The sequence below is a fragment of the Streptomyces xanthophaeus genome, assembly GCF_030440515.1.
Lineage (GTDB): Bacteria > Actinomycetota > Actinomycetes > Streptomycetales > Streptomycetaceae > Streptomyces > Streptomyces kutzneri.
The window spans coordinates 7,039,081-7,051,950 of record NZ_CP076543.1 but is presented as its reverse complement, the minus strand read 5'-3'; the positions used below and the strand labels follow the sequence as shown (position 1 = coordinate 7,051,950).

General features: G+C 70.9%; 8 protein-coding genes. 1 reads left to right on the top strand and 7 read right to left on the bottom strand.

What is annotated here, in order from left to right; genetic code table 11:
- Window positions 1-49: 49 nt before the first annotated feature.
- Complete coding sequence (locus tag KO717_RS31495) at window positions 50-1,534, bottom strand: CehA/McbA family metallohydrolase (RefSeq protein WP_301372847.1); 1,485 nt, start codon at window positions 1,532-1,534, stop codon at window positions 50-52.
- A gap of 110 nt (window positions 1,535-1,644) precedes the next feature.
- Between KO717_RS31495 and KO717_RS31490 the strand changes: the two genes are divergently transcribed.
- Window positions 1,645-1,893, top strand: coding sequence for a hypothetical protein (locus KO717_RS31490; protein ID WP_301372846.1), 249 nt, complete (start codon window positions 1,645-1,647; stop codon window positions 1,891-1,893).
- Here the strand turns inward: KO717_RS31490 and KO717_RS31485 are convergent.
- From KO717_RS31485 to KO717_RS31460, 6 genes are all read right to left on the bottom strand, one after another.
- Window positions 1,835-2,698, bottom strand: a complete 864-nt coding sequence (locus KO717_RS31485) for a DUF429 domain-containing protein (protein WP_301372845.1) — start codon at window positions 2,696-2,698, stop codon at window positions 1,835-1,837. The two genes, KO717_RS31490 and KO717_RS31485, sit on opposite strands and share 59 nt — an antisense overlap.
- A 154-nt stretch (window positions 2,699-2,852) precedes the next feature.
- Window positions 2,853-6,893 (bottom strand): hypothetical protein, encoded by a 4,041-nt coding sequence (locus KO717_RS31480; protein WP_301372844.1) that lies wholly within the window; start codon window positions 6,891-6,893, stop codon window positions 2,853-2,855.
- Window positions 6,890-7,285, bottom strand: a complete 396-nt coding sequence (locus KO717_RS31475; RefSeq protein WP_301372843.1) for a hypothetical protein — start codon at window positions 7,283-7,285, stop codon at window positions 6,890-6,892. The genes KO717_RS31480 and KO717_RS31475 overlap by 4 nt, the downstream gene beginning before the upstream one ends.
- 195 nt (window positions 7,286-7,480) lie before the next feature.
- The gene (locus KO717_RS31470; protein WP_301372842.1) at window positions 7,481-8,980 is read right to left on the bottom strand and encodes a DHA2 family efflux MFS transporter permease subunit; all 1,500 of its coding nucleotides are present in this window, start codon (window positions 8,978-8,980) and stop codon (window positions 7,481-7,483) included.
- 220 nt (window positions 8,981-9,200) lie between these two features.
- Entirely contained in the window at window positions 9,201-10,583 is a 1,383-nt protein-coding gene (locus KO717_RS31465; RefSeq protein ID WP_301372841.1) for a DUF5685 family protein, read from the bottom strand.
- A gap of 224 nt (window positions 10,584-10,807) precedes the next feature.
- Window positions 10,808-12,829 (bottom strand): transcriptional regulator, encoded by a 2,022-nt coding sequence (locus tag KO717_RS31460; protein WP_301372840.1) that lies wholly within the window; start codon window positions 12,827-12,829, stop codon window positions 10,808-10,810.
- Between the last annotated feature and the right edge of the window lie 41 nt (window positions 12,830-12,870).

Here is a 12,870-nt window from a genome sequence, read left to right as displayed (position 1 = left end):
CCGGCCCCGGCCGGAAAGTGCCGGGGCCGGAGGTGGGCTTCCGCGATCGTCAGGGGCGCAACCAGATCGGGTTGGTGAGGGCGGCCGGCGGCCCGGGGAGGGGCGGCGCCTGGGTTGGATGCCGGACTTCTGCGCGGACGTAGGCGGTGCGGGCGGGTGTCGTGCGCCATTCGAGGGCCGTCGCCGCGGGCACGGTGAGGGCCAGGCCCTGGTCCGTCACCAGCCGCAGCTCGCAGCCCTCCGCACCGGTGACCGACAGCCGTACGAGGACCTCCGCGTCTGGACCGGCCAGGGCCAGCACCTCCCCGATGCCCGCGTGGTCCCCCCGCGGGGTGACGGCGGTGAAGTCCACGGAGACTGCCGAGGATTCGGCGGCGTAGGCCCGTCCGGCGCGCAGGCCCGCCAGTATCGACTCGCGGGACAGGTCGTCGGCCAGGACGACGGTCTGGGGTCCCCCGATGCGGTCCGGGTCGCGGTGGTAGTCGCTGTGCGCCAGAGCGGGCAGCCAGCGGGCACCGTTCGCCCCGCACAAGGTGGCGTCCCAGGAGGCCAGGGACACCTCGTCGTCAGCCGTCCAGGGGCCGTTCCACACTTCCACGGCGTCGGCCTCCCCGAGGCCGAACTTCCAGGCGCAGCCGATGCAGGTGGCGTGCGGATGGGCGGGCACGACCAGGCCGCCCGCCTGCCGGACGGCGCGGGCGAATCGCGCGAAGCGGCCGTCACGGGCCCGGTAGCGCCAGTCGATGAAGGTGCCCGGGTCCGTGCCCACGGCCAGGACGTGGCCGGTCCGTGTGGTGACCTCCTCACCGGTGAGGACGAGGAGCCCGCTGCCGGCGGCGTCCGCCCAGGCGGTGTGGGAACTGTGGGTGTTGTGCTCGGACGTGTTGACGAAGTCCAGGCCGGCGGCGCGCGCGAGGGCGATGATCTCGGTCGGGGTGCGGCGGCCGTCGGAGTGCACGGAGTGGACGTGGCAGTCCCCGCGATACCACGCCCGGCCCCGGCCCGGGATGCGCCGGGGCGGGTAGGCCACGGGGGCGGCAGGTGCCGGTGCACCATGGACGAACGTGACGGTGATCTCGTAGGGCAGGCCCTGCGGTGCCACGGTGTAGGGGCCGAGGGCTATCTGCCAGCGGCCGCGTTCCAGCGGTCCCGGCAGATAGCCGGGGGTGGCTTCGTCCGCACGGAGGAAGAACTCGCTTCGGGCACCCCCGGACCAGCCGCGGAAGCCGCGGCCGCCGAGCGCGGTGCCCCGCTGGTCGAACAGGCCGATGTCGAGGGCGTTTCCCGGCGTGCCCGGCGGGGTGGGCGGCTTGTCGTAGCGGTAGGAGACGCGCAACTCGCGCACGCCGGAAGGGACGTCCAGCGGCACGTACACGAAGTCCGGTGCGCCGGGCGGGATCGTGCCGCGCAGGGGCGTGGTCGTGGTCGTGGTCGGTGCGGCTCCCCCGCCCGCACCGGCAGTGGGCGAGGGGGCGGCGACGGCGGTGGCCGAAGCGGCTGCCTGTGCCAGTAGTGCTCGTCTACTGAGGGCCATGGAGCCCAGGCTCCCGGGGGCAGGTGAATCCGACATGAACACGTCGACATCCCGGGCGGAGCAGCCGCGGCCGCGACAGCAACGTCCCCACCGGGCCCGGAATCCCGTCCGTGACGGCCGACACGCTCGGCGACGCATGGGTCGGCCACTGGGGCGGCCCGTACATCTGGCAGCTGGCCGACTCGGACGCACTGCTCGTCGCCTGGCGGCCGACGACCGAGGAGGACGCGGGTGAGGCCGAGCAGGACTTGATCGACGAGTTCGAAGAACTCCACGGCGGAGCTCTCCCCTTCGCCAACCTCAGGAACAACTCCCGGAAGGCTCCGCAGACGGACGGGCTCCGTCCCGCACGGCGGTGAGCGGAAGGTCCCGTCGGGGGAGGTGCATCCAGCCCTCGACGGCGGCCATGGCGTGCTCCTCGTCCGTGGTCGGCGCATGGGTCATTCCACACGCTGCGGCGCGTGCGACGACCGCCGAGATCAGGGCGTCCAGGTCGTGTTCGCTGCGCGTGCACCGGTCGCGCACACCTTCGCCGAGGTCGAAGCCCAAGCCGTCGGCAAGGCCGGCGAGGATCTCGGCCCTCACAGGAAGGGCTGCGGGCTTGCGGCCCTTGTAACTGCCCTTGCGCGCGAGCCCCCATTGGATCAACGCGAACGCCGGGTAGACCTCGACGACCGAGCCCGAGCCGTCCCGGGGAATGGCGGGGCCCGCCTCGGCCAGAGATTCGAGAAGGCCTACCGCTCGCATCGCGACGACGCCCAACTTGTCAGCAGCGACCGACAGGGGGCGCTGCTGCCCGGCCCCGGTCCGCTTCCATGCCACGTCGTCGGTCAGACGATGGGTGAACGTGACCAGCCCGTCGCGATCGCCGTGCGGAGCGTACCGGGACCGTACGGGCAGCCTCGCACCGGCCTGGTGGGCAGCGAGCAGGGACATGAACGCGACCGGCCAGCCGATCGGCGAATCCAGGCCGGTCTTGTCGGCGGTCCGCATGGCCGCCAGCAGGTCTTCGTCGTTTCTGGCGTTCAGTATCTCGACGACCGGTTGCTCCGCCCATGTGACGCGACAGAGCCCGGTCGTTCCGGAGTAGCCGGCCAGGTCGACGCCCACCGTCACCATGGGCGGGCTCGTCGCGGCGGTCACTGCCGGCTTGCCCGCAGCCATGTCCTGCGGCCCTCCGTCCCCGTCCGATCGATCCGGCCTGGACCAAAGATGGTCCGAAGGCCGACCAGTGGAGCGCTTGGCGTCTCCTCCAAAGGCTTTTCGAAAGCGCGTACGATGCGGTCCGAGGACTCGTGCGCCACGCGCGCCCCGCGTCTCACCACCAGCTCCTGACATCCTCGACCGCCGCGAGGCATGCCTCGGGTATCGCGGGCGAGAGGCGCGCAACGGGTTCGGCGGCTGCGGCGAGAACCGCGAGAACCGCTTCGCGCGACGATCGGTCGATTGCTGTGCGCAACAGGGAGATCGTGTCGGCAGCCGGGCGGTCGGGGCGCAGTTCGTGGGCCCTGCGAACGATCGCCGCGGATGACTCTCCGTCCTCGGCCGGCGCGCTCGCCATTGCCTGCAGAAGGAGTTCTTCGGGGAGCGCGGCCGCGAGTGGGCGGAGCCCTTTGGCCACCCACCAGTCCATGTTCTGTCCGAGGATGACTTCCAGTGCCTTCGGGATGAGGGTGGGCGGCAATTCAGGCTGCCCGAGCTCGAGCCACCACGCGACGAGCGAGTCCGGCCATGTCAGGACCGTAGCCATCTGGCCTGCGGGGAGCGCGGCTCCTGCTTCGGTCAGGAACCATCGCCTTGTGTCGTGGTCCGCTGCTGCGACGACGGAGAGGGCCTCGTCGTACACGGCAGGAGCGGCATCCGAACTCATATGTTCCGCGAGAGCGACCAGAGCCAGGGCCTGCTCATAGGGAGAGGTGATGGCACGAGCGGCATGAGCCGCGTGCTGCAGGTCGGCGCCCTCGAGGTGAGGTGCCACGAACGCCAGCAAGTCGTGTCCGCCGCGTCCCGGGGAGCTGCAGGCGAGTTCCAGGCCCGTCTTGGCAACGGAATCCCGCCGGGTACGCGGCAGGCCTGTACCGATGGCCAGCAGGCAACCGATTCGTTCCACGGGATCGGCGACCGATTCACACAGCGACGTGATGCGGGGCCGGAGTACCGCCGGGACGAAGGGAGCCCAGTCGCGCAGCAGCTCTGGATCGGGTGGCTCGGCCTCTTCCGCGAAGACCGTGGTGAGAACCCGCAACGCCAGGTCGTCGGCGAGGTGCGGCAGGAGCACATGGACAGCTGCATGCCGGGAGTCCACGTCCTGGAGAGCCAGAGCCGCTTCCACGGCAACTGCCTTCAAGTCCCCAGGCAGCTGCGGGACAAGGGCCTCGAGCGCCACGGCGGCGTCTTCGTCCTCGGAGGCCAGTGCTACGTCAAGTGCTGATCGCAGCCAGACTTCGGGGAGTTGTGCCGCCATCGCTTCCAGCCCGCGTGCTCGTTCCCTTACTTCGGGAATTCGGCGGACGATGTCAAGTGCGTCCGCAAAGACGCTCTCCTGGGCATCAGGCAGTGGAGCGGCCAGCGAGACGAGCGCTGCAGCGAGGTGCCGGTCATCCGGAAGACTGCGTACGAGATCAAGGGCCTCTTCGACCTCTTCCTCATCCAGGTAGGGCGTCATCAGGCCGACCAGGTGGCCGCGCATGCCGGCGTCCGTGGTGTTGGCGAGCAGATCCAGAACCTCGCGTACCAAGAGGGGCAGGAGTTCGTCGGGGGCTTCTTCCATGGCGTCGATCCAGCGGGAGGCCTGGCCCCAGTCGGCGGGCAAGTCCCGGATCATGGTGTGGATCTCCGTACGGACCTGGGCTCGCTCTTCGTCCCGAAGGTGTTCGACAAGTGCGCAGAAGGCGCTGATGCGGGAATGCCCTGATGGGCACTCGCGTGCTGCAGCCAGCACCTGTTCGACGAGGGAAGCATCCAGGTGCGGGACAAGGCCGGGCAGGACTTCCCCGAGGTGTTCCCTCGGAACGGAGTCGATCGCGACCTGGACCAGTTCGGCCAGGCGGTGGGACGGCAGGTTGTCCGCAAGACCGTCGAGGACCCAGACGGTGGTGACATCGAACGGCACCATGTGGGCATCTGCGAGTACTTCGGTGGTGACGGCCTCCCTTTGCTCTCCTGTGAGGTAGGGCAGGAGCCGTGCCTTCCACCGGATGCGATGGTCGTGCTCGGTCGCTGCTTCGGCTGCTTTCAGCACCTCTGCTATCGCGCCGTCCCGGGCGTCCTCGGCGAGGAACGGGAGCAGTTTCAGGAGCATCCACGCGAGCTGATGCAGATCGTCGGTCGCAGACAGCCCTTCCCGTACTTCCCGGACAGGGCCCTGTCTCGCATCAGGGGGCAGAAACGGGATCAGTTCGAGGAGGTTTCGCAGGCGGGACCCCCCTTTGGGCAACGACTCGATCGCTGCCCGCGCCGCCTCGACCTCGTCCGGTTGCGCGCGGTCGGCTCGCCAGAAGACCGCGTTCGTCAGCGCCCCTGCGCCCGCAGGATCGCCTCGCCGTGAGCTGCACTCGGCAACTACTTCCTGGAGGACGTGGAGGGACATCTGCTCCGGGAGGTAGGGCCGTAGGTCGAGCAGGATGCGCGGACGAACCATCGAATCGATCAGGCGGCGGGCATGATCGAGCGCACGAGCGGGTGTCCAATGTCCGGACTCCACGAGATCGAGCGCAAGTTCGGGTGGGAAGCTGTCGGCGAGGCTGCCCATGCACGACCGCATGAGCGCGTACCTGGCCTCCAAGGCCCAGGAGCATGGGGGTATTCCGCTTGCCAGTTCCCTGTCGGTGGCGGCCTCGGCGGCCCGGCGTGCCGATGCCAGATCCTCCAGGTATGCGTCGAGGCCGTCGGTGTGATCGTGGGCGGCGAACCACACATTGGACCGCCCCTCACCCGGCCCGTGCCGCTCGATGCTCAGCAATGAATGAAGATCCTTGGCGCGCTCGGCGCGGACCAGGTGGTACGTCAGGTGCCGCAGGGCGAAACCGCTGTCCTGGCCGGCCAGGGACGGGTCTGCCGCGAGGTGCGGAAGGCCTTCGTCGAGACCTCCATAGGTGTCGATGTACACATTCGCGATGCGGCTGTGCGCCGACCGACGCCCCCTGCGCAAGCCTTCCGCGCGCGCCATCCAGTGGTCCGGGTGAGCATCGACGGTCGGGGGCAGCCCACCCCCGAAGAAATCCCGCGCGCTGGCGTGGTAGATCGCGTACACGCGCTCGGCGGCGGAATCGACGGTGAGGAACGGGCGCAGCCACCGATCGCACCAGAGGTGTACGGCGTGGACTTCCTTGACGCCCGCCAGGCGCCGGATGTGATCTGCCGTCGCTGGTTCACGCAGAGCGGCCAGGACGGCGACCAGCGGAGCGCCTACCTGCGCCCAGCTGTCCTGCTCTTCCCAACGCACCATTTGCGCGGCGTAGTAGCGCGGGAGCCCCGCCTCCAGTGTGGCGACGTCGGCGGGGTGGCGCAGGCCGATGCGCACCTCGTCGAGCACATAGCGGAGGTACACCCATACGCCCGCACATTGATGCGCCAGGGCGCGGGTGAAGTCCTCGCCTGTGACGTCGGCCGCAGCGAGCGCCGCGGACAACCCCTCCTCGGTCACGGCGATCTGCAGGTATTCATGAATGTCCGCCTGATTGCGGGGGTCGTCGACGTCCAGGCGGAGCGTCACCGTGTGCGAGTCGGTGGGTCCCAACGGGTGCCCGGTGCGGTGTGTGCCCAGGACGAACACGCCGTTGGGGAGAAGCGCCGGAATGCCCCAGGGGAGCTCGTGCCCCTCCTGTTCTGCTTCGTCGAGTCCGTCCAGGACGAGCACGAGCACTTCCCCGGCTTCGACGGCCGCGGTGGCCGCCGCGGTGAGAACTGCCTCGAAGCCTTCCGGCGAGTGGGCCCACTCGGGCAGCATGCCTCCGGGAGCGAAGCCTCCGAGCCCGTAGGCCTCGATGAGTTGGCCGGCCAGGTTGCGCAGTGCCACCCGTGTCGTCGTGCCGCCGGCAAGCCGCGCGAAGTGCGCCACATATCCGCGTCGTGACACCAGGTGGGCGGCGAGGGCTGTTTTCCCCACACCTGCGTCTCCCTCGATCCAGATGAAGCCGCAACGGTGACCGGCGCAGAATGCATCGATCCGATCGATGAGCCAGGTCCGTCCGCGGAACATGTCGACGCCAACGTCTGCGAAGACCGTGCTCGGGTCCTTCACAGCCACTGCCATGGGGACTGCACCGACGGAGAAGACGGGGTTGGTGAGGACCGACCCGTGAACAGTGCCGTCGACCGCCACGGAGTTGGCGCCCGTCGCGGAGACACGGCCGCTCACGACCGGAGGGTCCCGTCCCCCTCGACATCGGTGGAGATGTCGCCCCCTACTTCACCGTCCGCCGCGACCGCTCCGGGAGCCACGGCCGCCACGCCGTCGCCGGGGGGCGGTGGAGGAGCGCCTTGTACGGCAGTGCCCCGTACCCGTGTGGACACATTTCCGGAGACGCGGCCCCTCACGGCGACGGAACCGGCACCCGAGGCCGTGACGGGCTCGCTCCCCGCACTCACCCGTATCTGAAGCGCGATCCCCAGGACGAGCAACACGGCCCAGAAGACCCACCACTTCGGGGACGGGGAATCGGTCACGAGGTTCGTCACGAGGGCACTCAGCGCGGCGACCACCACGGATCCGGCTGCCGCCCATGCCCGCGCCCGCATCGCTCCGCTCACGACGGCCACTCTCCTGCCACTCGATGGACCTCTTGTCCATTGTTCCGCCACCGCCCCCACCGGGTCGGTCTTTGGCGTAACTCGTACCACCGCCACGCTGGAGGCGCGGTCCGCCATCACCCCCATGAGCCCTGGGCGAGGGCGGCGACCGGAACGTGTACGCCTACGAGCGCCGCGCCACCGCGTCCCCGGGCATCAGGTGGATGTGTGGGCGGTTTTGTCCACCGTGGTGCCGTCTTCGTCCTGGGCCTGCGACGCAGCGGGCTGTTGCGGAGCAGGCGGGGTGCGGATCAGCAGAGCGACCAGCACGGCCAGGGCGCCGAGCACGGCGCCGACGCCGAATCCCCACCGGATGCCCGTGGCGAGGGCGCCGGTGGCGTCGGCGCCCTCGGCCGCCGCCGTGGCGGCGTGTCCCGACATGACGCTGATGACGAGGGCGGTGCCGGCGGCGGCCGCGACCTGTTGGAGCGAGCCCAGGATGGCGGAGCCGTGGGGGTAGAGGTGCGGCGGCAGTACGGACAGACCGGAGGTGAAGACGGGGGTGAAGACGAACGCCATGCCCGCACTCAGGGCCACGTGAAGGGCGAGCACCAGCCACGGCGAGGTCTGTTCGCCCGTGAGGGCGAACAGCGCGAGGCAGACCGCGGTGAGGGCGGATCCGGGCACGACCAGGCGTGGTGCGCCGAATCGGTCGTAGAGCTTGCCGACCTGCGGTCCGAGCAGCCCCATGGTCAGGCCGCCGGGGATGAGGAGCAGCCCGGTCTGCAGCGAGGTCAGGCCGCACACCTCCTGCAGGTAGATCGGCAGCACGATGAACGCGCCCATGAGCGCCATGAAGGACAGGCACATCAGGCCCAGCGCCACGGAGAAGTGCCGGAACGCCAGTGTCCGGAGGTCCAGCAGCGGGGTGGAGGAGCGCTGCAGTGCCAGTTGTCGCCACACGAACAGGCCTACGAGCACAGCGCCGACCAGGGTGGTGGCCCCCGGGGGCACGGGAGCCTGGGCCGCGTTCTCGGCACCGAGCCCGCTCAGCCCGTAGACCAGCGCGCCGAATCCCGCTGCCGCCAGGGGGACGGACATCCAGTCGATGGGGGCGGCCTGCGGCTCGCCGATGTTGACCAGGTTGCGCCGACCGAATATGGCCATGGCTCCGGCGATGGGAAGCACGGCCAGGAACAGCAGGCGCCATGTCCCCAGCTGCAGCAGCACACCGGAGACGGCGGGGCCGAGGGCCGGTGCGACGGAGATGACGAGGGTGATGTTGCCCATGACACGGCCGCGGTCCTGCGGGGGCACGAGGGTCATCAGCGTCGTCATGAGAAGCGGCATCATGACGGCGGTGCCGCTGGCCTGGACGACGCGGGCGGCCAGCAGTACGGGGAAGGCGGGCGCGGCCGCGGCCAGAGCCGTGCCGGCGAGGAACAGCGCCAGGGCGAGTCCGAAGGCGGTTCGGGTCGTCACGCGCTGGAGGAACCACCCCGTCACCGGGATGACGACGGCCATGGTGAGCATGAAGGCCGTGGACAGCCACCCTGCGGCTGCCGCGGTGACCTCGAACTCGCGCATGAGCCGCGGGATCGCGTTGACCATGATCGTCTCGTTGAGGAGGACGACGAACGTGGACAGCACGAGAATCCGCAGCACGGCGGTGACGCGGGCGGGCGAGAGGGTGGGTGTTTCGTGTGGTGAGGGCATGGCGCCTTCCGTCATGTGAGTGTCCTCCGCGCGTGGCGGTCACACGGACAGACTGCGGCGCCGGGAAGAACTCATCGGTCTTCTCCGATCCTGTAGGCGCCACCGCCCGGGCTCAAGCCATTTTTGCCGACCCGGAACGGCCAGGACCTGGTCGACGCACAGCGACGGGAGGTTCGGCACCTGGTTCCCCGCGGGGCGGGGAACCAGGCTCGTCCGTCGTTCAGTCGCAGCAGTCGCAGCAGCACTTGCACGGATTGCAGCAGCCGCCGCCACCGCCGCAGCCGTCACCCGAGCCACCGCCGGAACCGCCGGAACCGCCGGAGCCACCGGACCCATGACCGCCGCCCGAGCCGCCGGAGAACCCGCCCGAGTTGCCGCCTCCCTGGCCGCCGAACCAGCCGTCACTCCCGGAACCGTCCCGGCTCGACGAGCCGCCGTTGCGGTTGCCGTCGCCGAACTGCCAGGACTCTCCGTCATCCTGACCGTCGTCTTCGCCGCAACGGCAGCATCTGGAGCACAGCCCGCAATCGCGGCACAACCGGCCCCACTCGCGACACTGCCGGCACTGCCCCTCCGACGGCCGGCCCGACGCCGTCATCCCACCCTCGGGGGCCGCACCCGTGAGCTCCCCTACGCCGCAGGCCGTGCCCGGGGCGGTACCCGAGGGCGTTTCCGTCTCCGCACGGCGTCCCAGCCAGGGCACCATGCGCAGGCCCCGCGCCTGGCGGCGGTGCTGATGGTGACCATGCCGAGGGTCGAAGACCCGATCGACGGCACGCTCCAGCTCGCCGCCCAGAAGCGCCCCCACCAGCCGTCCGTCGACGAACACGGCGTCGGACAGGGCGAGTCGGATTCCACGGACGGCATCGTCGCAGAGCCGGCGCACCTCGGCGCGGTCCGCGCCGGTCACGGCGATCGGGTTCCACGCGCCGGAGGCCTTGTCCGCGTCCAGGTCCTCCACCGCGTCCAGCAGATGCGCCAGCCGACCGAACAGACGGCCGGCTTCCGCCAGCGGTTCGGCGTTGCCCGGGCGGTCCGTGAGGACTGCCGTGTACGCGAACGCGGCCGCGGTCGCCGTCTCCGCGGGCTCCGTGACCGTCAGCAGCGAGCCACCGGGGCCGGTCGACCGCTCGATGTCCGGCTGGCGCTCGACCGCCCCGAGCAGCAGCGCGGTGTCGAAGCCGAGCCGTTCGCCACCTGCGACGCCCGCACGATCCCAGTTGTCGGCGATCCGGCGGGCCGCCAGCGCCACCGGGCGGCGCCCCACCAGGCCGTCGCCGTCGGCCGCATGGTCACGCATCTTCGCCGCGGCCAGCACCAGCGACACCGTCGCCGCCAGCCGCGCGCCCTCACCCTGAGCCACGTCCGCCGACCGCATCCCGCGCAGCGGGCACGGACCGGCACCCCGCCGCCAGTCCCCGGTACGCTCCGACTGCGCTTCGGTCAGCACCGAGACGATCAGGCCGTCGTAGTTGGTGGCCACCCTCGCGAACTGCCCGTACTCGCTGCGCAAAGCCAGGCACAGCCCGCACAGGTGGGCCATCCACTCGGTGCGCAAGCCCTCGCCCAGGCGATGACGGCATGGTCTGATGATTCCGAACACCGAAGTTCTCCCCCGTAGGAACAGCTACCGGACGCATCCGGTGGGACGGCTCACGGACGCAAGACAGCACATGAGGCACGGCCCGGCGTGACGTCAACCGCACGTGACATCAACGCGCGGCCGACATCCTAGATGGTCCCTTCCGAGGGGTGTCCGGGGAGTCGGGTACGACCGCGTCCGAGGTCGTTGCGCGACGAACGACCGGGAACGCCCTCGCAACCCCATCACGTGGACCACGAGGGAGGAACGCGCGGATCGGGGACATAGACGCAGTAGGTTCCCGTGCGGATCGTCCGGTCGAGGTGGTCACCGAGGGCGGGCAACACATCGCGAAGACGGCCGATGGCCTTGCGTACGGCCTGGGTGACGGCGGCCCGGGCCCGTTCGGAGGCTGCGCCGGCGTGCCGGTCGCGCCCGCCGAGCCCGACGGCCCGGGTGAGTTCGCCGATCAGGAATCCACGTTCGAGTTCGGCCTGTTCCCGTCTGGCGATGTCGTTGTCGGCGCGGGCCTCCTCCATGTCGTCCTCGATCTCCGCGAGCCGACGGCGGTACATCTGCTTGGCGCGGGCGTCCAGGAGGGGACCGGCGTCGCCGGCGCGGGCGAGCCTGGCTGCGGCGCCGGGGTCGGCAGTGTCGGCGGCGGCGAGGTCGAGCACGTGGAACTCCCGGCCCGGCGCGGCGAGCAAGCGGGCGAGGTGGTGCATGCCCTTGCTGTCGCGTGCGGTCACGCGCCGACCGTCGAAGACAACCCTCCAGCAGTCGCCCTCCCGGACGAAGGAGTCCGCCTCCGCCGTGTCCGTCTGCAGCTCCTCGGCCGCGGGAGCGCGGGTGATCCGATCGAGCTCGGTGCGCGCCGCCTCCCGCTCCAAGGTCTCGGCCCTGAGGTTGCCCAGGGCCCGCTGGGCGTCCGCGAGCCGGAGCCGGCACTCGGCCGTCTCGTACGGGGCGCCGACCTCGTTCCAGGCCCGGACGGCATCGGTGAAGAACGCGGACGCGCCGGAGGTATCACCCTCGGCGAGCAGGACTTCCCCCCGGGCGCGCAGTGCCGATGCGGCGAGCGCGTTGCTTTCGAAGGCGACGGCCACCTCCTCCAGCTCGCGGGCCGCGACCCGCGCCGTCTCCAGGTCGGCGCCGGCAACGGCGATCCTGACCTGCGCATCCAGCAACGGCGCCCGCCGCAGCTCGGAGGTGGGGGGCAGCTCCTTCGACGGCACCGGCAGCGGTCGCGCCAATGCCTCCCGGATCGCGGCGGCCGCCGTGCCGACGTCGCCGTCGGCGAGCCGGACGAGCGAGAGCACCGGTTCGGGATCCCACCCGAGGCGATGGGCGGCGAGCAACGCCTCTTCCGCCCCGGTCCGGTTGCCGCGCCGCAGCCGGATCCGGCCCAGCTCCGTCAGCGGCCAGCCCAGCTCGCGCCTCACGTAGGGGCGCAGCTCCTCGCACGCGAGCAACACCTGCTGCTCGGCGCTCGCGCACCGGCCCCGCAGACGCAGGATCTCGGCCCGGTGCACCCGGCACCGGCCGTGCAGACTGCCGATCGCGTTCGTGCGCGCCCACCGCTCCATCGCCTCGGTCCACTGTTCGGCCAGGTCGTACTGGGCCAGGCCCTGCAGTGCGCACACCACCTCGCAGTAGACGACTCCGGTCGACAGCGCATCGAGGTCGCCGGCCATCGCCGCCGTGCCGGCGTCGTCGAGGAGTTCCAGGCCTCGTCCGACGTCACCGTCGAGAATCACCAGTCTCGCCTGGGCCACACGCCCGATCGCCGCTGCCGCCGGATCGGTGTGCGAGCCCGTCTCGATCGCCCGCTCGGCCCATTCCCGCGCAGCTTCGACGTCGCCGCTGAGGAGACGCTCGAAGGTGCGCACCGCCGAGAACCACGCGTGCGCGGCGGTCACGGGCGGGGGGCCGAGCAGGCGCTCTGCGCGGCGCAGCCACCCTCGTACGGGTGCCATCAGCGCGGTGTCGAACAGCAGGTGCATGGCGACCCGTACGGCGGCTCCGGCCGCGGCGTCGTCCTCGCCGAGCCTGGACAGTTCGCCGTGGAGCTGCTCCCAGGTCTCGATCGTGACGTCGAGGTGACCGGCGGCGTACGCGACGTCGGCGAGTTCGGCGAGCCCCTTCGGGTCGAGTTCGCCCGCTTCCCTGGCCAGCAGGAACCCTGCGTAGGCGTCCGACCACGCTCCGCAGGCCGCGGCGTGCCGCGCCCGCTCCAGGCCGGTTCCGTCCCCAGCGGCGTGGGTCACGGGCATCCCCTCGATCCCGGGCTCGGCCTGTTACGGCGGTA